We start from the raw sequence: 24,782 nt of genomic DNA on the forward strand, positions 1-24,782 counted from the left end.
GTATTTGATAATCAAGGAGCCAGTATTTATACTGGCTCTTTTTTTACTGTTTTTTTTACTCTTAGGGATCAATCAATCTATAAAAATAAGTACTTACATACAACAATTGCAGAGATAATGCCGGCTAGGTCTGCCAATAGGCCAATAGCTACAGAGTATCGGTAGTGTTTGACACCCACTGCGCCAAAATAAACAGAAACTACATAGAAGGTGGTCTCAGTAGAACCAAGAATTGTAGCAGCTGTAATGGCTTCGATGGAGTCAGGACCAAAGTATTGAATAGTTTCAGCTAACAATGCGATAGAGCCAGACCCAGATAATGGACGCATAATAATAAGCGGTACAATAGCTGCTGGAATATTAAATAAGCTTAAGAAGGGGTCAAGTTGAATTTCTAAGAAGTCAAAGAAGCCTGATGCACGTAACATACCTATGGCAACATACATGCCAACAATAGTAGGAATAATATTAACAACGACTTGGAAGCTGTTGCGCCCCCCATTTAAGAAACTATTATAAATATCAAGCCGGTTACTTAAACCATGTAGCGGTATGAATAAAATGATTGATGCGAAGATAAGCGATGAAAAAGCTATCATAAGGGGGCCTTGGTAATAGGGTAAAGTTTAGCAAGCGTAAGGGCAAGCGTTACAGCAACAATGGTTGATGCGGAGGTCGCAATAAGAGAGGTAGAGATAATAATGCTTGGGTTGGCAGATCCTGCTGCAGCTAGAAGACCTAATGCTGTAGAGGGTATTAATTGTACTGATGAGGTGTTTATTGCTAGCAGAGTACACATAGCATTGGTTGCTACCCCTGGATATGGATTAAGTGTTTCAAGCTGCTCCATAGCTTTAATGCCTATAGGTGTAGCAGCATTGCCAATGCCCAGCATATTGGCACATATATTCATAGAGATGGTGCCTAATGCAGCGTGATTCTTGGGTATATCTGGAAATAGTTTGCTAAGAACAGGTGCTGAGTATTCTGCAAGTTTGTTCACAAGGCCAGAGTCTTGCGCAATTTGAGTGATCCCTAGCCAAAAGCTCATAATGCCACCTAGACTAAGAGCAATTTCAAAGGCTCTAGAAGCAGAGGTTGCAATTTCATTTAATACAAGGTCAAGAGTGCCGTTATAAGCACCAAAGGTAATGGAGGTGGCAATCATTGTGAACCAAATAATACTAAGCATAATTTTTTGAACTCGAGTTTAAAAGAATTTTTTGGGTATGGTAGCATTCCCGTTGTTTGGTAATTTTGCATCTAATGGATCGATGGGCTTGTCATTGATGCGTAGCTCAAAGTGTAGGTGTGGACCGGTAGACCGACCCGTAGACCCGACGTATCCAATCGTTTCAAATGCACGTACCTTTTGCCCAACTTGAATGTTTTGATAAAACTTATTTAAATGCGCATAATAAGTTTCAATGCCGGATTGGTGTTTAATAATTAACATGTTCCCATATCCCGTATCTGTACTTTTATGCACTACTTCTCCATCAAGTGCTGACCACACAGGTGTATTGATAGGGGCAGCGAGATCAATGCCATGATGAGGTTTAACCTCATGTGTGATCGGGTGTTTTCGGTTTAAGTCAAAAGGGGAGGAAATACGTTTGTAGTTAGTCGGTAGGCGCGATATTAACTGACGAGCATGCTTTTCACTGTCAATTTGGTAGTGGCCATCTTTGATAAACGCAAACTCAGTGTTGTTGCGGTGATAAGCTTTGATAGCTGTTATTTTTTGGTTATCAAGGAGTACGTCTGCTATGCCTTCAAATTTAGGGAATATTGTTTTTAGCATGCGTTGGTAAATTGCTAGCTCAGAAGATATAGCATACTTTTGTTGGCTTGATATTTGCTGTGTTCTGAGATGAGGTTGTGCATGGTCAGTATTGATCTGATAGCCGGATGCCAGCTTATTAACAGTTATTTTTTTATCGGGTTTGTGGATGGAGCAGGTTAGCAGGGTCGCATTTTGATCATTAATAATTAAGGTAATCTCATCCCCGGGTTTGATTGAATTAAACTCAGGATATTGCTTTTGGTTTAGGGTGTAGATTGACTCGTTAGCAACGCTCTGCTTTCTAAAGATTTGATTGATGGTATCGCCAGGTTGAACCAGTGTATCAACACGTTTGACACCTGCACTAGACAGGTGGCTTAACATTAATAAACTAATTAAAACATATTTCATAAAGTGGTTGCCGCTTCAAGCCGCTCAGTAACTTTCTTCCAGTTCAAAACTTGCCAAAAGTTTTTTAAATACTCAGGACGTGAGTTTTGCGTGTCTAGGTAGTATGCATGCTCCCAAACATCACAAGTAAATAAAGCTTGCTGATGAGGCTCAGTTAAAGGTGTTTGCGCATTATTAGTTTGGGTGATAGCCAGTTGTTGGGTTTCAGTATTATAGATTAACCAGACCCATCCGGATCCAAATAAATTCAGTGCTGCATTATTAAATAATGCCACAAACTCGTCGAATGACCCAAATGATTGGCTAATTAAATTGTTGACCTGGTCACCGGGTTTTTGATGGTGTTGGTCGGATAAACTTTCCCAGTAGAATGTATGATTCCATACTTGAGCTGCATTATTAAACAAAGGACCTGAACTTTTTTGGATGATTGTTTCTAAAGATTCATTATTTAGTTCATGTCCGTTTAGTAGCATGTTGAGTTTATCAACATAAGTTTGATGGTGTTTTCCATAATGAAAAGATAAGGTTTTTTCAGATATGAATGGCTCTAAGGCATTTTTCTTGTAGGGTAAATTAGGTAATGAGAACATGTAATGTAGAGTTATGATCTTATATAGATGTTATATGAAAGCAATATTCGCTGTCAATTGTTGATAAATTTGAAAGAGAATAATTGCTGTGCTAGATTAGAGGTAGTGAATAAATTGAGTGCGAAATGAGTAGACTAATAGGGCAAAAAGCTCCAGAATTTTCAGTATGTGGTGTAGACGAAAAAGGTGAGTTTCAAACCTACACGTTAGATATGTTTAAAGGGAAATATGTTGTCTTATTCTTTTATCCGATGGACTTTACGTTTGTTTGTCCTTTAGAGCTAGTCAAAATGAGCCAAATGGCGAAAGAATTTGCAGCAGTTAATACACAGGTTCTTGGTGTATCACTGGACTCTGAGCATACACATCTTGCTTGGCGGTCACTGCCTGTCAATCAAGGTGGGGTTGGTGCATTAAATTATCCATTGCTTGCAGACATCACACGCAAGATGACCACGGATTATGAAGCACTACACACTGGAACACCACCGGTTCCATTGCGGGCAACTGTAATCATTGACCCTAATGGAATTGTACGTGTGAGTCAGTCAAATGACTTGCCGATCGGTCGGAACCCACAAGAGCTACTGCGCTTGATCAAGGCAGTCCAGTTTCATGATATACATGGTGATGTATGTCCACCTAATTGGTCTGATGGTGAAGCAAGTTTAGAGGCATCAAAAGAAGGATTACAAAGTTATCTAGACCAGCAGTCTTAAATGAGTCAATCAAAAAAGCGCCAATGGCATAAAGCGCATTCAAAAGACCCTTTTGTGCGTGCAGCTAAGGATCAGGGGTATCGATCTCGAGCAGCATTTAAGTTAAAACAGGTCCAGGAATGTCACAAAATATTACAGCCCGGAATGTCTGTTGTTGAGTTAGGATCTGCTCCTGGTGCATGGACTCAGTATATAGCTACAGTTTTGAATAAGCGAGGACAGCTCATTGCTTGTGATTTACTACCGATGGATCCTGTCTCAGATGTCACTTTTATACAAGGAGACTTTTTAGAGGGTAAAACACAGCAAGCAATTCGAGATTCATTGAAAGGGCAGTGCACATTGATCGTGTCAGATATGGCTCCAAACTTAACGGGCAATCATGTTACTGATCAAGCAAGAATGAGTGAGTTAGCAGAGTCTGTCCTTACTTTTTGCGACACGAATCTAGCTCTAGAAGGTAGCTTGTTAATCAAGGTGTTTAATGGTGTAGATTTTGAGTCTATACGTAACCAGATGAGAGTGTTATTTTCGCAAGTTAAGGTAATAAAGCCTGAAGCATCTAAGCGTGCATCAAGAGAAGTCTATTTGCTTGGGCAAAAATATCGGGTATAGTATTAAAACGTATGAGGAGTTTACGGAGTGAATGAGCGTAATAAAAACACAGTAATGTGGGCAGTATTTGTTGCTGTATTCTTTCTATTATTGACGAACTATACACCAGAAAGAGTTGTTCAAGAGCAAGTTTCATATTCTGAATTTGTGGATAAAGTTGAATCAGATCAAGTTGCGAGTGTCATGATTGTTGGTGATCGGACTATCATGGGTCAATACAAGAGTGGTGCATCGTTTACGACTTATATCCCATTTATTGCTGATCCACAGCTAGCACGACGTTTGACGGATCGTAATGTGATTGTGTCAGGTAAGCCTGCCGAAGGACCCAGTTTATTACTCCAAATGTTAATTAGTTGGTTACCGTTCTTCATTCTTATTGGTCTATGGGTTTGGATTATGCGGCAAGCACAAGGCGGTGGTGGAATGGGCAAGGGCGGTCCTTTATCATTTGGCCGTAGTCGTGCTAAAATGACTTCAGGAGGCAATAATAAAGTTACATTTAAGGATGTAGCAGGTATTGATGAGTGTCTCGACCAAGTAAAAGAGTTTGTTGATTTCTTAAAGAACCCAAAGAAGTTCCAACAGCTGGGTGGAACAATTCCTAAAGGTGCGTTATTAATGGGCTCTCCGGGTACCGGTAAAACACTGCTAGCTAAAGCTGTTGCCGGTGAAGCTGATGTCCCATTCTTCTCAATTTCAGGTTCTGACTTTGTAGAAATGTTTGTAGGTGTTGGAGCTGCTCGTGTTCGAGATATGTTTGAACAGGCTAAAAAGCATGCGCCAAGTATTATATTTATTGATGAAATTGACGCAGTAGGTCGGCATCGAGGTGCCGGAGTTGGTGGGGGTAATGATGAGCGCGAGCAAACATTAAACCAATTGTTAGTAGAGATGGATGGTTTTGAGGGCAATGAAGGTGTGATTGTACTCGCCGCAAGTAACCGAATTGACGTTTTAGATCCAGCTCTGCTTCGCCCAGGTCGTTTCGATCGTCGAGTAGAGGTTCCACTCCCAGATATTAGAGGTCGTGAGAAGATTTTAAAAGTTCATATGAAGAAGCTAACATTAGCAAAAGATGTAGACGCTATGATTCTAGCAAGAGGAACTCCTGGTTTTTCAGGTGCTGATTTAGCTAACCTTGCTAATGAAGCAGCCTTGTTTGCTGCCAAAGGCAATAAGCGAAAGGTGTCAATGTCGCATTTCAATAGTGCTAAAGATAAAATATTGATGGGGGCTGAACGCTCGATGGCAATGAGTGAAGATGAGAAAAAGCTCACTGCATATCACGAAGCGGGTCATGCTGTAGTGGGCCGCTTGGTTCCAGAGCACGATCCTGTCTATAAGGTTAGTATTATTCCGAGAGGGCGAGCGCTTGGGGTAACGATGTTCTTACCAGAGAAAGATCACTACAGTGTATCCATTCGTAAATTAGAAAGTCAGTTGTCAGGTTTATACGGTGGACGTGTTGCCGAAGAGCTTATTTTTGGGAAGGATGCTGTTACAACGGGTGCTTCAAATGATATTGAGAAGGCGACAGAGCTTGCTCGAAATATTGTTTCAATATGGGGTCTTTCAGATAAGATGGGTCCAATTAATTACTCAACTGAAGAAGGTGAGGTTTTCTTAGGTAAGTCAGTGGCTAAGCACCGTGATATGTCTGATTCAACGGCGCAAAGCATTGATAAAGAAATCCATACCATTGTGGATAGAAACTATCAGCGGGCGCTTAAAATACTTAAAGATAATATTAAGATACTTCATTTGATGGCTGATTGCTTGATCAAGTACGAAACAATTGAGCAAGACCAGATTGATTTGATTATGGAAGGTAAAGAGCCCAACCCACCAGAAGGCTGGAATGATGATGAAAAAAAGGAGCCTACTGAAGTCTCTGGAGATTAGAGGGCGCTATGGTGTTGATGTTACAGAACAGCTGGCTGTAAATTTAGCATCCTTTTTAGCTGCTCAAAGGTTGAATAAAGTTTGTGTAGCAATGGACCCAAGACCTTCTTCGGGGTCGCTCTATTCTTGTTTTATAGAATCAGCTGTTTCACGAGGAGTTGATGTTTATTGTTTAGGTATCGTACCAACCCCTATGTTGGTTAAATATGCTGAAACTATAGGGGTTGCTTTGTGTGTGATGGTTACGGCCTCTCATAATCCCGTGCAGGATAATGGTTTTAAAGTTTTTTCTTTGAACTCTATTGCTAAGCAAGCATGGCTTCAACATAAATGCTCAAAACAAGGGTTAATTAAAGGGCGTAGGTTTGAGCGTTCGAATCATTCGCGTTCGCTATACTTAGAGGCGTTGCCTAAGCAATCATATAATCTGCGTAGGAGCTGTTTAGTAGATGCTGCCCGTGGTGTGTGGCACTATGTTCCAGAGGTATTTGATGCATTAAATATTAATGCAACATTTGTTCATGAAAAAAATCCAAATTTAATTAATGAGCATGCAGCAATACTGAAACCTAATGCTTTTAGATCGATGCCAAATGCTGATCAGTATGATTTATGTATTTGTGTAGATGGTGATGCCGATCGTTTGCAGCTATATAAGCACGGGATACATCTTGATGGTGATGATCTTCTGTATACGTTATTTCGCTCGGATCCACAGTCTATGGTGGGCACTGTTTTAACTAATGAGGCGTTGGTTTCATTAATGGCGGATGAGGGGCACCACCTATATCGGGCTTCTGTAGGCGATCATCATGTGTATCAGTTGATGAATGCACATAACATTGAAGTTGGAGGTGAGCCTTGCGGACATTTGATTCACTCTAATTGGTTATCAAGCTCTGATCCTGTATTCTTACTGTCACAATTATTGAAGCTGGAGTCAATTCAGGCTTTACCAAATAAACTGGATTCAATGATGCTCAACCTGGATGGTTCGCTTAATGTTTCTGAATTAACGGAGTTATGTGCAGCATTTGCAGTTCGTCAAGTGGTTAGAAAGTCAAATACAGAGAATAAAGTAAGGGTTTATTTAGAAGGTTGCCAGAGTGAGATAAGCGCTTGTCAATCAGCACTTAGATCTCATCTTCAAACTCTTGAGCCATCTCATGCATGAATTTTTGGAAATAAGCATATTGAGCTAAATGATTTAATAACTCTTTTTTATTCTTTTTTTGAAACTTTTCTTTAATGCGTTGTAAATAAAACTCAACAGTTCTTGGGGATAGAAGTAGCTCAATCGCTGTATTTTTAATAGTGTGTCCTTTAGCTAAGAAATAAATACAGTCAGCCTCCCTTTGTGTGAGATATAGTTTTTTATGTGAGCAAAAAGTATAGCTTTTTTTTATGACGGCAGGGGTGTTTGTTTTTTCCTCATCTCTGTAATACTTAACATCGGTAAATGAAAATGGATACTCCCGTGCATATCGGTTCACAAATTCATTTCTAACAGCTGTCCAGTAGTGCATAGTCTCTCCATCGTTGTTTTTTCGATTATCGCAGGTTATCGTATATGATCAATACAGAGATCTCTTACTTGTTTGCGAGCAATTGATTAAATTGTCTTTCTAACAAAAAAGCTGAGTAGCTTTTAGAATCATGGATTTGGCTGCAGGGTGTCGTGTATGATGCATTACTTTAAAGAGTGACTTAAGCAGGCTAGGGTTTTTAGTACTTAGATAGCCCATATGTGTTAGATGTTGAGCAAAAGTATGTGGTGGTATGCGTTTGGTTTTATATCTAATTAAGGGTTTGTGATTGATGATAAGGTCTTTGAGTGTGTCTAGATCATTTATTCCTAGATTCAGTCCTAACCCTGCAAGTGGGTGAACTGTGTGTAGGCTGCTGCCGGCAAATGCGATGTTTTGGTGAGTAAATGAGGGGGTAAGGCTAGACTGAATAGGGAGGTACTGATGATGTTGTATGCATGTTAGGGTTAAACCTAATATAGATAATATTTTTGAGATTTCATGCTTGATTCCATTGGATAAAATACGTTTATGCTGCTCGGGGTTGCAGCTCCAAATTAAGCTGGAATTATGCTTGGAGATGGGAAGTATTGCAAAGGTGCCTTCGTTACTGAAAATCTGTTGCACAGCCTTGTTGGATTCATAGTGTGTTAAGATAGCAATATGTGCATGGTGTTCATATTGAGTATGCTTTTGTTGTGCTTTAATGAGTCGCCTGATTGGTGATTTAGGCCCATCTACAGCTATGATATAGGGTGTTTTGATTGCATGACTGTTGATTATAAGGGTGTTATTTTTATAGTCCTGGTTTTGGATGGGTATAGCATTAATATCAAGTTCGCTTAAGTTTTGGTATAATGCGTGTGTTAACTGGTTGTGTTGTGTAATGCTGCATAAATATGGGTTTTCTGAATGCTTAGCATGCAAGTCATAACTAATACAGTCATGATGTAGTATCATTTCCTCGATATGATTAAATGTGGGGAAAATTTGATGTTGGTTTAAAAAGCAGATGCTTTTGTGGTGCAGGGCGTAGCACATCGCGTCATTATTTTGAGGCATAGATCCATACCAATCAAAGGTTATGCCATTGCGTTTAAATGCTATTGCGCAAATAGAAGCAAGAATACCGCTACCTATTATTGTTGTTTGCGTGTTTTTATGCATAACGATTCCCAAATATAAATAGTTGCCGTGTTAGAAACTGACTGTGCTGAGCAAGGTTTAGGAACTGGTTTCGTAAGAAGGGGTGGTTAGATATAATTGCCATCTCCTGCCATAGCTGTTGGTTCATTTGGGCGAGATAAGTTGATTTCTTGCGAATACTTTCTGGTGTTAGGATATCTAATTCTGCAAGATGGTTGATTTGCGCAAGCGTGTGATTGAACCCTTGTGCAGCAATTGGAGGGATGCTAAGTGCAGATTCACCTAGTAGCAAGCAGTTGTGTGCATAGTTGCTGTGGGTGATAGCCCGTTGATATGAAATATAAATAGGGGTTCCAATTGAAACAAGGTCAATATATTCAGGGAAAAACTGCTTCAGTTCCTGCAGGGTGGGAGTGAATTGTCTGAGCGCGCTTGTTCCAGATAAAATAATTTGTCCGTTTTCCCCTGGTAAAATTGCGCCTGTGACTTTTTGGCTGAACTGTATGTGAAGTGTTTTTGAATTTATATGGGCTGGGATAATAATAGATACACCAGAGGCTCCTTTGTTTTGTTTTATGCCAAGTTGGGATCTTATTGTAGATCGAGCGCCATCACATGCTATAACATGCTGGTATTTTTTGGAGGCATTGGACATGTTTAGCACCGGGCGTTGCTGGCTGTAATCAAGCCTATGCACGTGTGCTTGTGTATAGGTAATTTTTTTGGAGAATAGTTCTGAGAGTCTATTGTATGAAACGGCGTAGGCAATGCCAGGAAGATCATAGTCAGATGCACTAAAGTTAATCTCACAAGGCTTGTTTTTGATATTGATGGTCAGTGAGTCATAGATATGATCAGGTGTAACATCAGGGCAGATTTCTTTAAGTAATGTTAAGCTTTGATGATTTAATAATAGTTTTTTACTGTTAGAGCCTGGTTGTGTGGGCGCAATGATCTCATAAGGCCAGCCTTTATATTGGCACAGTTGTGCAAAGCTTAAACCAGATAATCCATTCCCTATTATTGCAATCATGTTTAATAATTGTGCTCAATATCAGATACAGTTTTTAGTGCACCTTGGCTTAAATTTTCATAGCTGTTATTTGTGATGTGTATTACATCTTCAATTCGAATGCCAATGTCATTAAAGGATGAGTGTGACTGTATATAAATACCTGGTTCTATGGTAATTACCATTCCTGCTGTTAAGGGCTGCTCTTTTTTTGTAGGAATGTCATGTACATCAAGACCTAAAGTGTGCCCCACCCCATGAGGGAAGTATTTCTGAAATAGTTTATGCTCATAAATTACTTGGGCGCTTTCATTAATGATAGTTAAGTCACTCAAATGCAGGCTGACTCTTTTTTGGGTGGCTATGTTTAATTGAGATAGTGTAACTCCAGGCTTTATCTGATCTAACACAAATTGTTGTGTATCGAGTACCGCTTCATAAACAGCTTGCTGTTGCTTTGAAAACTGCTTCTTAGCTGGAAAGCAGCGCGTAATGTCAGAAGCGTATTGTTTGTATTCACATCCAGCATCAATTAATAGGATGTCATTAGGGTTAATTCCTTGGTCGTTGCGGGTATAATGAAGGATGCATGCATTGCTTCCAGTGGCAACAATGGCTGGATATGCGCTGCTTCTAACCCCTAAGTGGTACATTTTTTCAAGGAATGCTCCTTCAATGTGGCGCTCATTAGTATAGTGTTTTCGATTTGATAGAATATGGTTATGGCATGCTGCTGAAATACTACAGGCTGTTTTAATTGCGTCCAACTCATCTGGATTCTTGATCAGGCGAAGTGGTTCTACAAGTTCATGAAGGGGTTTGGTATTAGGGATGGTAAGGTTATTTGGGGGGGGGGCATTGGTGTGGACCAGTGAAATGTTTTTTAGATACTGGGGAAGTTTTGTAGCTAGTAGCTCTATAGGGTACCATTGACTAAATCCATGCTCCTGACAATAGTTGTCAGCGATTCTAGCTTCTTCCCAGATTAAGCGCTTTGGGTGATTGGGCTCAGACCATATGATTTGCTCATTTTTTGTGATTAGTGTCCAGCAATTAGGTTCATTAACACCTGTTACGTAGTAGGCCGTTCTGTTGGCATGGAAAGGGTGGTGAACGTCGTTGTTTCTGATTGCAGAGGGTCCCTGGTATGCAAGAACTGCTTCATCGCCTTTAAGTCTTTTTTGAATTTCTAGCCTACGTAAATAAACAGTGCTACTTTGTTCCATTATATTCTAAATCCGTGTTGTGTATCACTATTGTAGAGTGTTGTTGAAAGTTTGTCTACTTCGGCGATATTAGGATTCTTTTGCAAACTGAGCAATCAAGCTCTTTATTCGTTTGAGTTTGGAAATAAGAAGTGCATTTTGTTTTCGTAACTTTTCCACATCGGAGATGCGATTTTTAGCAGGCATTAGTAATTCTCTGTTTTTTATTTTTTTAACATATATATTTTGGGCTGTCACGACTTCTTTTTACGTCTAAAAAAATATTTCTAATATTTATTAGATGTGTTATAGTTTAAAGGACTAATATTTGAATAAAAATGTGGAATAAATTAAAAAATATTTTTTGCTGTTATCCTGCAGTGCACGCTGAATCCCAAAAATTAATCAGTCCGTTAAATGAGGTGAGTGTAGTTCTAATTTCTGTTACTGGTGCTCATACTGTTTTTAAGGCAAGGTCATATAGTGATTTGCTAAAGAATCCATGTATTAAGGCATTTATGGGGAGTCCTATTTATGATTTACAGCTGAGTATTGAGGGTAAGGAGTTAGGCTATGACTTCGTTAGTTGCTCCTCTAAAGAACTTAAAAAGCAGCTGTCCAATGGTTGTAAAGTCGAAATTATAAAAAGATATTAATAATCGGTATAGGTAGGGCCTGTGAAGTAAAAAAGCCTGATTGGATCTTCGCTCTGAACAGTTAAGTTCAGGTGGGACTTGTCGGAAACACAGCATCAGGCTTCCTAACTGAATAGGCTTGCACACCGCTGTGTGGCTCCTCTGTCCACAAGTTTTCAGTTGATTCGAGAGCAATCTCACCAACCAGGTATTATCATTATAACATCATGAAAATATTTGTCAGGAAATAATGATAACTTAATTTGACTGTTCTTTATTTTTGTTATACTTAAACATGAAAAAAGGAGTTATCGATGAGCTATATTTTTATACCTTATTACAGTGCAACTGGTGTTGTAGAGCGGTTGGCGAGTCATGTAGCGAGGGGGGTGATAATGGAAGGGCTTGAGGCAAGACTGTGTGAGATTCCTTCTCTTCAAAAGGTGGATGCCCTTGAGCAAATGAATGATATAGCTCTATCTTTAGAGCAGTCATTGGGTGTGATTATGGGTTCTCCAACACGCTTTGGTCATATGGCTGCACCTATTTCTGCTTTTTGGGATAGGACAGCGTCTATCTGGGCGTCAGGATCTTTGGTAGGCAAGCCGGCTTCGGTATTTAGTGCGTCAAATACAGTCACTGGAAATCAGGCTACATTGCTGAGTATGCTAACGCCACTTTTACATCATGGTATGTTGGTTCTGGGGGTTCCAAATGAAGGGGGGGGTGGTCAGTTGGATTCTTTAGGAGCTCCGTATGGCGCATACACAAATGAACAAAATGACCAAGCTGACTTGCCCCAGTGGAGTGTTGAGCAAGCAGTTGTGATTGGTCGTCGCGTAGCAGTATTGGCAAAGCGTTTGAATTCTTGAAATAAATTAGCAAATTGGCTTGTTAAGTCGCCCTGTTTGTGTTAGATTGTCATCGAAATAAGCACGTGGTCTGAACGGTTTTACAGGGTGTTCATTTATAAGTGAATTGTCAAACTGCTGCCGCGGGAGTTTAACCCTGGAGTTATAAATATGATAGAAGATATGTTTTCGTGTGGTGTTCATTTTGGACACAAAGCTAGTTTTAAAAACCCTAAGATGCTTCCTTATGTGATAGCGGAGCGTAGTGGTTTGCAAATCATTAATTTAGAAAAAACAAAAAAAATGTTTGAAGATTCATTGGTTTTTGTAGATCAGCTCGTTCGATCAGGTGGTCGCGTCGTTGTTGTGGGAACTAAGCAAGTAGCACAAGAAGTTGTCGCTAAGTATGGTACTGAGATGAAAATGCCATATGTTGATCAAAGATGGTTGGGTGGTATGCTAACCAACTTCAAAACAGTGCGTGGACGCGTATCACGCTTGGAGTATTTGAATAAAAAATTTGAAGAAAATGATCTCAATGGCTTAACCAAGAAAGAGCGCTTGATTTTAAGAAGAGAGCGCGCAAAGTTAGCTGTTAGCTTGGGTGGTGTTCAAGACTTAAATACATTGCCTGAAGCATTGTTTGTGATTGATGTGATACAAGAGCGAATTGCAATTCAAGAAGCGAACAAGTTGGGTATCCCAGTCATTGGTGTTGTTGATACTAACTGCTCACCAGAGGGGCTAGATTATGTGATTCCCGGGAATGATGATTCACTAAGCGCTATAGAATATTATCTAAGTTGTTTGTCTTCAGTTGTATCCACTGCTCGTTCGCACTATGAGGCTGAGCAAGCTAAGGTTGAGAAGAGCTCTATGCCTAAGATACGTAAGAAAACGGTTGCTACAGAGTCTGCGACTTCTGAGGAAGTAAAAGAAGGTGGTGATCAGTCAGATGAGTCTAAAGAAGCAGGGCAAACCAAGAAGCGAGTCGTTAAGAAAAGAGCGGAAAAGAGTCAAGAAGATACTAGCAGTGAGCAAGAGTCCCCGAAAAAAACGGTAAAAGCTGCTCCAGCTAAAAAAGCTGCGGCTGAAAAAAAGACTGTAGCGAAAAAGGTGGTTAAAAAGCCAACTAAGGCGGCAAGTAAAAGTTCCAAGAAGTCAGAGTCAGGAGAGTAATCAGATGAGTGCTAAAGTAGATGTAAAGTTAGTAAAGGCTTTGAGAGATGCAACTGGTGTTGGGATCTCTGATTGTAAAAACGCTTTGGTTGAGTCACAAGGAGATCTAGACAAGGCTAAAGACATTTTAAGAGCTAAGGGAATGAAAACTGCAAGCAGTAAATCAGCAAGGCAGGCTTCTGAAGGTGAAGTTGCTGTTGCGCTAGCTAAGGACTCAGTTGTGTTTGTTCAGGTAAATTGTGAAACTGATTTTGTTGCTAGAGAGTCAGGATTTAAAACTTTTGCTCAGGCTGTCGCTGATATTGCACTTGCAACTCAATCAGCTTCGCTAGATGACTTGCTGAAACAAGAGATGGGTTCAGGTACCGTAGAGGATGAGCGTGTTGCATTGGTAAGTCGTGTCGGTGAGAATGTTCAAATTTCCGGTGTAACTTACAAACAGGTCGATAATGCTCATGCGAGTGTTTATCAACATGGTGGAAAAGTTGCGTGTGCTGTATTCTTGGAGCAAGACCAATTAGGTGTAGGTAAAGAAGTTGCTATGCATGTAGTAGCAATGCAACCGATTGCTGTTGATAGCTCAGGCGTTTCTTTAGAGGTGATTGAGCGTGAGAGAGCTGTTTTCACTGCTCAAACTGAAAAGATGGGTAAGAACCCACAAATGACAGAAAAAATAGTGGAAGGTAAGCTGGGTAAGTTCTTCAAAGAAGTATGTCTATTAGATCAAGCTTTTGTTAAAGATAGTAATATTACTGTATCTGCGTACTTAGCTCAAACCAAGACTCGAGTTCTTGATTTTATTCGTGTAGAATTAGGTGAGTAATCACTACAAGTTGGATGTTATACAAGCGTGTGCTCATTAAAGTCAGTGGGCAAATACTGAGATCAAATACCTATTTGGTTGATATAGATGTTGTGCATCAAGTTGCAAGACATATAGTAGGCGCTTACAATAAGGGTATAGAAGTTGCTGTTGTTGTAGGTGCTGGCAACCTTTGTCGTGGTAGCGAGATGGCGGAACAAGGAATTAGTCGAGTGACCTCTGATCAAGTAGGTATGATCGCAACCAATATGAATGCTCTGGTAATACAAGAGGTTATAGAGTCATATGGCTTAGATGTTTGTGTGATGTCGGCCTTTACAATAGGTACTTTTGTCGATCCATTAAGTGTTCGCGTTGCGAAAAAGTCTTTATCAGAAGGTAAGGTGGTTATATTTTCAGGAGGGACAGGCAATGCGTTTGTAACTACTGACTCTGCTGCTAGTTTGAGAGCAGTGGAAATAGAGGCTGATTTAATTTTAAAGGGAACGCGAGTTGATGGGGTTTATTCTGCTGATCCAGAGAAAGACTCATCCGCAAAACTGTATGATGAAATTACTTTTCAACAGGCGATTAATCAATCCTTAAATATTATGGATATAGAGTCTTTTCGTTTGTGCCAGTCTCATTCATTGCCAATTTGTGTTTTTAATATAAAGGAATCTGGTGCAGTTGAATCGATTGTAGAGGGTAATTCAGTAGGAACAATGGTAAGAGGAGAATAATCATGGTGAATGAAAATATGAAGAAAAAAATGCAAGCAGCAGTTGACGCGTTTAAAGAAGAGCTAATTGGCTTACGGACAGGGCGTGCGCATCCAGGTTTGCTTGAGCGGGTAAGTGTTGACTATTATGGTAGCCAAACACCACTGAAGCAGATGGCAAATATAGTCGCTCCAGACTCACGAACATTGATGATAACTCCTTGGGATAAAAGTGCTAAAGATGTCATTATCAAGGCAATTACTGTATCTGATTTAGGTTTAACACCAGTGAATGTTGGAGAGGTTATTAAAGTTTCTATTCCTACATTAACAGAGGAAAGGCGGTTAGACTTAGTGAAGCACTTAGGTGCTGAAAGTGAAAAAACTAAAGTGGGTATTCGTAATATCCGACGCCAAGAGCTTTCAGACTTAAAAGCAGAGTTAAAGGAGAAGTTGATTTCTGAAGATGACGAGCGTAGATCTGCGGCACAAATACAAAAAGTTACCGATGAGATGGTTGCGTTAGTTGATCAAATTACGCAGCAGAAAGAAAAAGAACTCATGACTGTCTAATGTCTTCTAATTTGAAGCATGTGGCCATAATTATGGATGGGAATGGTCGTTGGGCGCAATCTCAAGGTATGACTAGGGATCAGGGGCACGGTGCAGGCTCCAATGTTTTAGACCAAGTGATTGAAACCTCTATAGCACAAGGTGTAAAACATTTGACGCTTTTTGCACTTAGTCGTGACAATATCAGTCGTCCAGAAACAGAAGTGCAAGGTTTAATTGCGTTATTCAAATCAAAAATCGAGAGTAAACGTTCTGATTTAATCACGCAGGGAGTAAGGGTGTGTTTTATAGGAGATCTTCCATCTTTGGACCCCTCGTTAGCACGTCTTGCTTATGATGTTCAAGATGAGACCAAAGATAATACTCGGCTTATACTTACAATTGCCTTGAACTTTAGTGGGAGCTGGTTTATAAAACATACCGTCAAGCAGCTGTTAGCAGACAAGCGTACATATACAGATGAGCAGGTTAGTCACGCATTTGATTCATTGCTTCCGTCGTCACCCGATATGCTTATAAGAACTGGGGGTGAACAGCGTTTAAGTGATTTTGTGATGTATCACTTGGCTTATACAGAGTTATTTTTTGTGTCAGAATATTGGCCTAGCTTTACACGAGATATCTATTTAAAATGTATTGATCGGTTTGCAGGTCGAGATAGAAGATTTGGACAAGTTTGAGATATATTATGCTATATAAGAGGGTTTTAAGTTCATTAGGCATTATTCTCTTTGGTGCTTGCCTTTTTGTTCTGCCAGAAGCTTATTCTCAAGCGTTTATATGGGCTTTATGCTTGGGGTTGGTTTATGAAAATGTAAAGTTAGCAACAGGTATCACTTATGCGGTTGCTATTAGTGCTATTTTTGTAGTTGCTACAGCTATTCTTCAGTATAGCCATGACTTTTATTATTATGCAGTTGCTATGATGTATCTAAGTTTGCTTGCTAGGGTTTTCTGTATGTATAAAGACATTCGGTCTCCATTTTTTTTCCTTGCCTCAGCATCACTTGATATCGCAGTATTTACGTATACAGTTATAGTAATGTTGCTCACAAATAAAGTTTTATTGTTTTCATCAATTTTATTAATTTCGGGTATTGATATAAGTGGATATTTTGGAGGTAAATTTTTTGGGAAAAAACGCGTTGTTCCAACAATCAGTCCAAATAAAACAGAAGCAGGTTATCTGAGTGCATTATTATGGATGGGGGTATGCGCATTTATCTTAATGATCTGGCAAGACTTATCAATTATGCTATTGACATTAAATTTGCTGGTGGTATACATACTTGCAATAGCAGGTGATTTGGCAATGAGTTTTCAAAAGCGGGTTGCTGGGGTAAAAGATACAGGATCTATTCTACCTGGTCATGGCGGATTGCTTGACCGAGTAGATAGCTGGATGACTACGCTACCTTATCTGTTTATATGGATTAGTATTAATTAGGACTAAAATTTGGAGTGCTAGAGTGAAAATAAGCCAATTTTTATTGAGTTTTTGTTTGACGGTTGTCAGTTTTGTTTCCAATGCAGAAGTGGTCAATGAAATTGAAATAAAGGGATTAGAAAAGCTGAATCAAGCTGTTGTAGATCGTTATATCATAATTAAAGAAGGAGAGGATATTTCGGCTGGTGAAATTAAGTCACAGGTCATTGAGTTATATAATTCAGGTTACTTTGAACAGGTTAATGTAGATGTAATTGATGGTGTATTAGTTATTAGGTTGGATGAGCAGCCGGTCATTAACCTTATTACCGTTGAATCTGAGCTTATTCCTGAAAGTGAGCTAGAAGACCAAATGAAGAAGCTCAATATTATACAAGGAGAGGTATTAAATGAAACTAAGGTATCTCAATTTGTTATAGCTGTAAAAAATGAATTATTAAGCAAAGGGTTCACTGGGGTGACTGTTGAGCATAAGTTAGAAGCTGTAAATGATACGAGTGTGAATTTGACACTGACAGTAGATGCTCAAGCGCGTACTAAGTTGAAAGAAATTGTTATTTTGGGTGAGCTTCCGTTTTCAGAGCGTACCCTAAGGTCAAAGCTTAGTTCACGCACAACGGGCATAGCCTCTTTTTACTTTAATGATGATTTATATTCAGAGCAGCAGTTACGTTATGATCAGATGACGTTACAACGTTGGTTGCAAAGTAAGGGGTATTTGGAAGCCGCTGTTGGTTTTAGGGAAGAAACCGTTACGCCTAGCCAGAGAATATGGAAAAATGAGTATAAAAAAGTATACTTTACTATTACTCCTGGTCCTCAATATAAGATTTCAGCCCTAGAGTTGGTTGATGAATATGATCAATTGACTGCTCAAGACCAAAGTCAGTTTTCTAAAGATTTTATAGGTACAATGTTTGATCATCAGCGTTTGAGTGATTACCAGGAACGATTGCTTAAAAAGATGAATCAATCAGAAAGTGAGCGCTATGTATTAGACTTTGATGTGCAGGGTGCAGAGGATCAGTCAGTCGCGGTTACAGTGGTTGTAGCCCCTGTTATATCAGAGGTTCGATTTATCCACTTTGAAGATAATAATTCAACTAAAGATGCGACGTTGAGAAAAACAATCAAATTAAGAGAGTCTGATTTGTTTATTGAGCGTGATTTACAAGAAGACCTTTCTAGGTTGAGAGGCTTGTCATTTATTAAAAATGCGCAATATAGAGTCGATCCGGTTGAAAATGGCCTGTATGACGTGACATATATCGTAGATGAGCAAAAGTCAACCTTCCAAATAGGAGGTAATGGAGGGTTTGATAGTGGGGCATTAAACTTTAGTGCATTTATTACTGAAACAAACTTATTGGGTAATGGAGACTCATTATCAACTTCCGTGTCTTACTCTTCAGGAAAAAAGAATGCTAATTTTAGCTTTAACCAACCTAATGTTAATGGCTCTGGCTATGGGCGTTCTTTCTCCGCAAGCATCGATCAAGTAGCAAAAGAAAGTGAGCAAACAACCACCTATTATTTTGATCAGTATTCAATATCTGGTGGGTTATCTAAAGCATTTGGAGACTCAATTTCAGCATCACTGGTTACGCGTTACTCACATAAACAGTTTAATAATATTGAGAAGGCTTCAAAAATTGTCAAAGATTATTTTACTAATCATGATACGGATGTAAACGAACTCATGTTGTCAACTTCAGTCCAGTATAGAGACATTGATAGTGCTTATATGCCTACTCATGGGATCATTCTAAGCGGGGGGGGCGGTGTAACGGCTCCGATTACAGATTCTGCAAAGTATTATACAACCAATGCACAAGCTATTGGCTACTATCCATTGATGTCATTATATGACCAACCCGTTGTCTTAAGAGGGCGTGCATTATTTGCTTTCTCTGACGGTTATGACAATGATGGTCTGCCATTTTTTGCTCGACGTTTTGCTGGCGGCATGGGATCGGTTCGTGGGTATAAAGATAACTCTCTAGGGCCAAAATACAATGATGAGTTTTATTCTGACAATGAAAATGGAACGCCTGTGCTTATTTCTAAGCAAGAAAAGCCTAAAGGTGGTGGGGCGTTGCTGGTAGCCAATGCTGAGATTCAATTGCCTTCTCCATATCCAGATTTTGTGATGCCGTATTTGTTTGTTGACTTTGGTAATGTATTTGATACACCTTCAGATGTTGAGTTTTCTGAACTAAGGGGATCGGCTGGCCTTACGCTAACAGCTAATCTACCAGTAGTTGCTGCGAAGGTATCTGTTTCATATGCAGTTAAGTTTAATTCTGATTCTGATGACGTGTTTAAAAATCTATCATTTGGTTTTGGCACGATGTTTTAATTGAGATTAATTGTGTATTTTGGCATAATGTACTAAGTAAATAAATGAGTAATGTTATGAATCAATTAGCTAAAAGAATCATTGTTTCACTATTATGTGGTTGTGCTCTAGTAACTGCAGCAAGTAGTGAATCAAGAGTAACAGGGGTTTATTTTGTTGATATGGAAGCTGCTTTCCAAGAAAGTTCAGCAAGTAAAATGCAAAAGCTACAGAACACTTTTGAAAAGAAGCAAGCGACATTGGCGAGTGAACATACACAGCTAGAAGAAGAGGCTCGTACTTTTGAGAAAAATGCGGCTACTATGCCAGCCTCCGTGAGAGAGTCTACTCAACAAACGATTAGAGAAAAAGCAGAAGCATTATCTGCTAAAAGAGCAAAATTGTCTCAAGACCAGTATCAGTCTGAAAATGAAATTAGATCAGCATTTATACAGTCTGTTAGCAAAGCTTCTAAAGAAATTGCACAGAAAAAAGGTATTAACCTGATACTTCCTAAGCAAGTTGTGCTATTTGCAGAAGCAGATTTAGATTTAACCGCTGAAGTATTAAAAGTAATGAATTAATGATTGCAGGGGTTGATGAAGCAGGGCGAGGTGCTCTTGCTGGTCCTGTAGTAGCAGCTTCTGTTATACTGACCAAGCCTTTATCGGGGTTAAATGATTCAAAGCAGTTGTCAAAGAAGAAAAGGTTGGCACTATTTTTAGAGATCACTAGAGAATGTATATGGTCTTGGGCTACAGCATCACCTTCTGAAATTGAGCGCTTAAATATAAGGGGTGCAACTTTGTTAGCCATGCGTCGATCTGTCTTAGGGCTATCGTGTACACCTGATCAGGTGTTGATTGATGGACGCGATAGTATTGAATTGCCAATGAAGTGTCAAGCAATTATTGGTGGTGATGCGTCGGTCTCTGAGATTATGGCAGCATCAATCATCGCTAAGTGTATGCGGGACAGGTTGATGGAATGTTATCACCATTCTCATCCTGAATATGGTTTTTTAAATCATAAAGGGTATGGTACGAAGTTACATTTAGATGCAATGAGGCTACATGGGTTGATTATGGACAAACACCGACTAACCTATAAGCCGTGTAGAGATCTTTTGGCAGTAAAACAAACATAAAATGTCTAGTTCAGCAATATTACAAGTAAGGTCTCATTATTCAGTATATGAAGGCTTAAATCGTATTGATGATATATGTAGCTTTGCTGTTAACAATGGCATTCATTCTATTGCGCTAACAGATCTAGATAATATGTGCGCTTGGGTTAAATTCTACCTAAAAGCAAGGTCTAATGGTATTAAGCCCATAGCTGGTGTTACTGTTTTGATTTCTGTAAATGATTACACAGTGCAATGTGTACTCCTATGCTTGAATAATGATGGCTATCTTGCATTAATTGAACTGTTAAGTAAAGCATATAAAAATGCAAACCGATATCAGCAAAAACGGCCTATTGTGCAACTTGAATGGTTGTCTAATAAAACAGGAATAGCCTATATACTTGACCCTCTTGGATATGACTTGCAGCGTCTGTTACTCCAGGATCAAGGGGTTGAGGATTTATTTGTGTGTATTAGAGAAAATTTTTCCGATAACTTATATGCAGCATTACCCATTATTGCAAGGGAAGATGAGCTATCTATTAATGAAAAGTTAGCTAAGATTTGTTATCAGTATAAGATTCCTTTATTGGCTTCTTATCCTATTTGTTTTCAAACAAAAGATGATTTTTATGCACATGAGGTTAGAGTCTGTATTGATCAAGGAAGAGTTATTCATGATGAGTCTAGAAAGGTAAGCCATACCAATCAGCAGTATATGAGGGCATCGGATGAATACCACCGCTTGTACTCTGCGGTCCCTCAAGCCATCGAAAATGCTAACAATTTATCAAAGCGCTGTAATGTTACGTTAGATATGGATCAAGTTTTATTACCGAATATTAGTCAAGGTAAAAGCGCAGATGATGATTTTAATGCCAAAGTTAAATTAGGTTTAGAGGATCGTTTAAAACAGTTAGATGTTGATGAATCACAACAAAAGCTGTACTGGGAAAGACTCGATATAGAGATTAATACAATTTGCCAAATGGGATTTGCTAGTTACTTTCTAATCGTTGCTGATTTTATTCAGTGGGCAAAGAATAATCATGTTCCGGTTGGACCAGGGCGTGGATCAGGAGCGGGTTCATTGGCAGCATATGCATTATTGATTACGGATATTGATCCATTGCAATATGATTTGTTATTTGAGCGGTTTTTAAATCCTGAGCGTGTTTCAATGCCAGATTTTGATATTGATTTTTGTATGGTGGGTCGTGACCGGGTGATCCAATATGTTGCTGATAAATATGGCCGTGATCAGGTTTCACAGATTATTACATTTGGTACAATGGCAGCAAAGGCTGTAATTAGAGATGTAGGGAGAGTATTAGGCCACCCATATGGTTTTGTGGATAAAATAGCTAAGCTAATCCCTATGGATCTCGGCACCACAATCGACTCAGCACTTGCTCAAGAACCCATTTTGGCACAAAGATACCAACAAGAGTCTGAAGTGCGGACAATGATCGACTTATGTAAGGTCTTAGAGGGCTTGACACGTAACATTGGGACACATGCAGGAGGTGTTGTGATTGCACCTAGTGCAATTAGTGATGTTGCGCCTATTTATATGGATGCTACTCAATCGAGTTTAGTTACACAGTATGATAAGGATGATATTGAGAAAATTGGTTTAGTTAAGTTTGATTTTCTGGGGTTAAGAACGTTAACTATTATTGATTGGGCTATAAAGAATATAAAAAGTGCGAATGGATCAGTAATAGATATTACTTCTATTCGTTTAGATGATGAAAAGACTTTTTCGTTGCTGCAAAAAAGTTTAACGACAGGTGTGTTCCAGTTAGAATCTCATGGGATGAAAGAGCTCATTGATCGCCTAGCACCCGATTGTTTTGAAGACATTGTTGCATTGGTTGCTTTGTATAGACCTGGACCGCTTCAGTCAGGCATGGTGGATGATTTTGTTAAAAGAAAACACGGGTTAGAGCCGGTTACCTATTTACATGAGCGTCTTGAGCCTATATTAAAAAATACATATGGCGTTATTTTGTATCAGGAACAAGTGATGCAGATTGCACAGGACTTAGCTGGTTACTCACTGGGCGGCGCTGACTTGCTTAGAAGGGCAATGGGAAAGAAAAAGCCAGAGGAGATGGAGAAGCAGCGTAATATCTTTCTTACAGGGGCAAAAGAACAAAAAATTGATTCTAAAATTGCACTTGAGATATTTAGTTTAATGGAAAAGTTTGCGGGTTATGGGTTTAATAAATCTCACTCTGCTGCTTATGCATTGATTTCTTATCAAACTGCCTGGTTGAAGGCAAATTATCCGACAGCCTTAATGGCATCTGTACTATCGTCTGATATGGATAATACTGACAAATTGATACTCTTTTTAGAAGATACTAAATCAATAGGTATTAAAGTATTGCCGCCTTGTATTAACCATAGTTCGGACTATTTCCTAGTTTCTTGTGATATGGAGATACGTTATGGGCTTTGTGCAATTAAAGGAGTTGGGGGGGGCGTTGCTCGTGAAATAAGTAAACAGGCTCCTTTTTCAGATTTAGCTGAGCTTTGTGGTTCAGTAGAGAAGATTAATCGTAGAGTATTGGAGTCTCTAATTAAGTCAGGTGCTTGTGATGTTTGGGGGGAAGATCGGGCGACAGTCCTTGCTTCAGTGGATAAAGCATTAAGTAGTAGTGTTCAGCAACGTTTAAATGCGCAACAAGGACAGGCTGATTTATTTGGGGACTCTGATGAACAGATGTTTGCATACAATAAAGTGCATTCTGTGTCACGGATGCAGACCTTAAAAGATGAGCTTGACTCATTAGGGTATTATTTGTCAGGTCACCCAGTAGATGTATGTAAGTCTGAATTGGTGCACTTAAGAGTTAAGCCAATCAGTAATCTTAAAGTAACTAACTCACCCGTACGATCAGCAGGTGTTTTAGGTAAGCTAAAAGTTGTTAAAACAAAAAAAGGTGGGAGAATCGCTTTTGGATCATTTTCTGATGATGGAGGAGAAGTTGATGTGGCTTTTTTTGATGAGTCATACCAGCAAAATTATGAGACTTTATCCACACCTGGGATATTAATCTTTGAAGGTGTAGTATCACATGATCAATTTACAAATGGTTTGAGGTTGCAGTGTTCAAAGGTGAGTACTTTGGATGACTTGAGAGCACAAATGATGCCCACGTTAGTGGTTACGGTTAAAAGCTTGATGACAGCTGATGTAAGCAGTTTTATGGGGTTGATAGAAAGTAAAAAAGGAGGCAGTAATGTTAGGATGCATTATGTCTCATCATCAGGAATAGCCTCATTGGATATGCCCTTTAAAGTAGGGGTGAATGAAGACTTATTGAGTAGTTTATATACCTTTCCTGGGGTTGAGTCTGTTGAAGTAATTTATACGTAGTTACCAGTCAATAGGTTCTTTCCCGTGTTTAGACAGCCAGTCATTGGTTCTAGAAAATGGCTTGGATCCAAAAAAGCCTCTATGTGCACTTAAGGGAGAAGGGTGCGCGCTTTCAATAATTAAATGATTTTTACGAATGAGTCGTGATTTTTTGCGAGCGTGGTTCCCCCAGAGTATAAACACTAAGTGCTCGCATTGACTATTGAGGACTTCAATAATTTGGTCAGTAAGCTTTTCCCAGCCAATTTTTGCATGACTACCAGGCTCACCATGCCGAACAGATAATGTAGTGTTGAGTAGTAGCACCCCTTGTTTTGCAACCCGGGTTAAGTCAGGTGATTGACTTATGGGGGATAATCCAATGTCATCCTGCATTTCTTTTAATATATTTCTTAGCGAGGGTGGGGGCGCTGTATGATTTGTAACGGAGAAGGCTAAGCCATGAGCTTGTCCTGCTTGGTGGTATGGGTCCTGTCCTAAAATAACAACTTTTGTTTCATGGATAGGCGTAGACTCTAGTGCCTGGAATCGCTGATTTTCTGGGGGATAGATACGCATTCCATTTTCTTTTTCTTGCGCAATCGTTTGTAAAATCTGTTTAAAGTAAGCCTGGTTTTGTGCACTTTCAAGAAATGCTTTCCAATCATTGTTCATAGACCTATTATACGGTGTGGCTAGATGCATTGCTAGACATTCTCACGAAAATACGGTAAGTTTTGATCATCTGCGCCTGTAGCTCAGCTGGATAGAGTATCTGGCTTCGAACCAGATGGTCGGGGGTTCGAGTCCCTCCGGGCGCGG

Annotated in this window: 25 protein-coding genes and 1 tRNA gene; 17 read left to right on the plus strand and 9 right to left on the minus strand. The window is 39.4% G+C overall.

The window, feature by feature from the left end:
• Nucleotides 1-77: 77 nt before the first annotated feature.
• Genes MMH89_RS00490 through MMH89_RS00505 form a run of 4 tightly spaced genes read right to left on the minus strand, consistent with a single transcriptional unit; the run spans nt 78 to nt 2,790 of the window.
• Complete coding sequence (locus MMH89_RS00490) at nt 78-599, minus strand: spore maturation protein (protein WP_258568429.1); 522 nt, start codon at nt 597-599, stop codon at nt 78-80.
• Nucleotides 596-1,192 carry a nucleoside recognition domain-containing protein gene (locus tag MMH89_RS00495; protein ID WP_258568430.1) on the minus strand — a complete coding sequence of 199 codons (597 nt, stop codon included), beginning with the start codon at nt 1,190-1,192 and terminating at the stop codon, nt 596-598. The genes MMH89_RS00490 and MMH89_RS00495 overlap by 4 nt, the downstream gene beginning before the upstream one ends.
• 18 nt (nt 1,193-1,210) lie before the next feature.
• The gene (locus MMH89_RS00500) at nt 1,211-2,197 is read right to left on the minus strand and encodes a M23 family metallopeptidase (protein ID WP_258568431.1); all 987 of its coding nucleotides are present in this window, start codon (nt 2,195-2,197) and stop codon (nt 1,211-1,213) included.
• Complete coding sequence (locus MMH89_RS00505) at nt 2,194-2,790, minus strand: superoxide dismutase (RefSeq protein ID WP_258568432.1); 597 nt, start codon at nt 2,788-2,790, stop codon at nt 2,194-2,196. The genes MMH89_RS00500 and MMH89_RS00505 overlap by 4 nt, the downstream gene beginning before the upstream one ends.
• A 125-nt stretch (nt 2,791-2,915) precedes the next feature.
• Between MMH89_RS00505 and MMH89_RS00510 the strand changes: the two genes are divergently transcribed.
• Genes MMH89_RS00510 through MMH89_RS00525 form a run of 4 tightly spaced genes read left to right on the plus strand, consistent with a single transcriptional unit; the run spans nt 2,916 to nt 7,203 of the window.
• Nucleotides 2,916-3,509 (plus strand): peroxiredoxin, encoded by a 594-nt coding sequence (locus tag MMH89_RS00510; RefSeq protein ID WP_258568433.1) that lies wholly within the window; start codon nt 2,916-2,918, stop codon nt 3,507-3,509.
• Complete coding sequence (locus tag MMH89_RS00515; protein ID WP_258568434.1) at nt 3,510-4,124, plus strand: RlmE family RNA methyltransferase; 615 nt, start codon at nt 3,510-3,512, stop codon at nt 4,122-4,124.
• A gap of 27 nt (nt 4,125-4,151) precedes the next feature.
• Entirely contained in the window at nt 4,152-6,029 is a 1,878-nt protein-coding gene (ftsH, locus tag MMH89_RS00520; RefSeq protein WP_309477196.1) for an ATP-dependent zinc metalloprotease FtsH, read from the plus strand.
• Nucleotides 5,992-7,203 carry a hypothetical protein gene (locus MMH89_RS00525; RefSeq protein WP_258568435.1) on the plus strand — a complete coding sequence of 404 codons (1,212 nt, stop codon included), beginning with the start codon at nt 5,992-5,994 and terminating at the stop codon, nt 7,201-7,203. Before ftsH ends, MMH89_RS00525 begins: the two co-directional genes overlap by 38 nt.
• On the opposite strand, the gene MMH89_RS00530 is transcribed toward MMH89_RS00525, so the two are convergent.
• From MMH89_RS00530 to MMH89_RS00545, 4 genes are all read right to left on the minus strand, one after another.
• Nucleotides 7,163-7,555 carry a helix-turn-helix transcriptional regulator gene (locus MMH89_RS00530; RefSeq protein WP_258568436.1) on the minus strand — a complete coding sequence of 131 codons (393 nt, stop codon included), beginning with the start codon at nt 7,553-7,555 and terminating at the stop codon, nt 7,163-7,165. The genes MMH89_RS00525 and MMH89_RS00530 overlap by 41 nt on opposite strands.
• 99 nt (nt 7,556-7,654) lie before the next feature.
• On the minus strand, nt 7,655-8,722 hold the full coding sequence (locus MMH89_RS00535; RefSeq protein ID WP_258568437.1) for an FAD-dependent monooxygenase: 1,068 nt from the start codon (nt 8,720-8,722) through the stop codon (nt 7,655-7,657).
• Nucleotides 8,715-9,734, minus strand: coding sequence for an FAD-dependent monooxygenase (locus MMH89_RS00540; RefSeq protein ID WP_258568438.1), 1,020 nt, complete (start codon nt 9,732-9,734; stop codon nt 8,715-8,717). The genes MMH89_RS00535 and MMH89_RS00540 overlap by 8 nt, the downstream gene beginning before the upstream one ends.
• 2 nt (nt 9,735-9,736) lie before the next feature.
• On the minus strand, nt 9,737-10,939 hold the full coding sequence (locus tag MMH89_RS00545; RefSeq protein ID WP_258568439.1) for an aminopeptidase P family protein: 1,203 nt from the start codon (nt 10,937-10,939) through the stop codon (nt 9,737-9,739).
• A 317-nt stretch (nt 10,940-11,256) separates the two neighbouring features.
• On the opposite strand from MMH89_RS00545, the gene MMH89_RS00550 reads away from it, so the two are divergent.
• The 12 genes from MMH89_RS00550 (at nt 11,257) to dnaE (ending at nt 23,981) form a co-directional block, all read left to right on the plus strand.
• Complete coding sequence (locus MMH89_RS00550; RefSeq protein WP_258568440.1) at nt 11,257-11,574, plus strand: hypothetical protein; 318 nt, start codon at nt 11,257-11,259, stop codon at nt 11,572-11,574.
• Between the two features lie 293 nt (nt 11,575-11,867).
• Nucleotides 11,868-12,425: an NAD(P)H-dependent oxidoreductase gene (locus MMH89_RS00555; protein WP_258568441.1), complete on the plus strand. Its 558-nt coding sequence runs from the start codon at nt 11,868-11,870 to the stop codon at nt 12,423-12,425.
• A gap of 150 nt (nt 12,426-12,575) precedes the next feature.
• Nucleotides 12,576-13,583: a 30S ribosomal protein S2 gene (gene rpsB / locus MMH89_RS00560; RefSeq protein WP_258568442.1), complete on the plus strand. Its 1,008-nt coding sequence runs from the start codon at nt 12,576-12,578 to the stop codon at nt 13,581-13,583.
• Between the two features lie 4 nt (nt 13,584-13,587).
• Entirely contained in the window at nt 13,588-14,406 is an 819-nt protein-coding gene (gene tsf / locus MMH89_RS00565; protein ID WP_258568443.1) for a translation elongation factor Ts, read from the plus strand.
• A gap of 14 nt (nt 14,407-14,420) precedes the next feature.
• Nucleotides 14,421-15,128: a UMP kinase gene (gene pyrH, locus MMH89_RS00570; protein ID WP_258568444.1), complete on the plus strand. Its 708-nt coding sequence runs from the start codon at nt 14,421-14,423 to the stop codon at nt 15,126-15,128.
• 2 nt (nt 15,129-15,130) lie between these two features.
• Complete coding sequence (gene frr / locus MMH89_RS00575; protein ID WP_258568445.1) at nt 15,131-15,679, plus strand: ribosome recycling factor; 549 nt, start codon at nt 15,131-15,133, stop codon at nt 15,677-15,679.
• Nucleotides 15,679-16,359, plus strand: coding sequence for a polyprenyl diphosphate synthase (gene uppS / locus MMH89_RS00580; RefSeq protein ID WP_258568446.1), 681 nt, complete (start codon nt 15,679-15,681; stop codon nt 16,357-16,359). The genes frr and uppS overlap by 1 nt, the downstream gene beginning before the upstream one ends.
• Nucleotides 16,360-16,367: 8 nt before the next feature.
• Entirely contained in the window at nt 16,368-17,126 is a 759-nt protein-coding gene (locus tag MMH89_RS00585; RefSeq protein ID WP_258568447.1) for a phosphatidate cytidylyltransferase, read from the plus strand.
• A gap of 22 nt (nt 17,127-17,148) precedes the next feature.
• The gene (gene bamA, locus MMH89_RS00590; RefSeq protein WP_258568448.1) at nt 17,149-19,485 is read left to right on the plus strand and encodes an outer membrane protein assembly factor BamA; all 2,337 of its coding nucleotides are present in this window, start codon (nt 17,149-17,151) and stop codon (nt 19,483-19,485) included.
• Between the two features lie 56 nt (nt 19,486-19,541).
• Nucleotides 19,542-20,048, plus strand: coding sequence for an OmpH/Skp family outer membrane protein (locus MMH89_RS00595; RefSeq protein WP_258568449.1), 507 nt, complete (start codon nt 19,542-19,544; stop codon nt 20,046-20,048).
• Nucleotides 20,048-20,611, plus strand: a complete 564-nt coding sequence (locus MMH89_RS00600; protein ID WP_258568450.1) for a ribonuclease HII — start codon at nt 20,048-20,050, stop codon at nt 20,609-20,611. Before MMH89_RS00595 ends, MMH89_RS00600 begins: the two co-directional genes overlap by 1 nt.
• A 1-nt stretch (nt 20,612) precedes the next feature.
• Nucleotides 20,613-23,981, plus strand: a complete 3,369-nt coding sequence (dnaE, locus tag MMH89_RS00605; protein ID WP_258568451.1) for a DNA polymerase III subunit alpha — start codon at nt 20,613-20,615, stop codon at nt 23,979-23,981.
• On the opposite strand, the gene ung is transcribed toward dnaE, so the two are convergent.
• Nucleotides 23,982-24,635 (minus strand): uracil-DNA glycosylase, encoded by a 654-nt coding sequence (ung, locus tag MMH89_RS00610; RefSeq protein ID WP_425491978.1) that lies wholly within the window; start codon nt 24,633-24,635, stop codon nt 23,982-23,984.
• 72 nt (nt 24,636-24,707) lie between these two features.
• On the opposite strand from ung, the gene MMH89_RS00615 reads away from it, so the two are divergent.
• Nucleotides 24,708-24,781 (plus strand) — tRNA-Arg (locus tag MMH89_RS00615).
• Nucleotide 24,782: the final 1 nt, after the last annotated feature.

This window comes from Candidatus Comchoanobacter bicostacola (genome assembly GCF_024172705.1).
GTDB classification, from domain to species: domain Bacteria; phylum Pseudomonadota; class Gammaproteobacteria; order Comchoanobacterales; family Comchoanobacteraceae; genus Comchoanobacter; species Comchoanobacter bicostacola.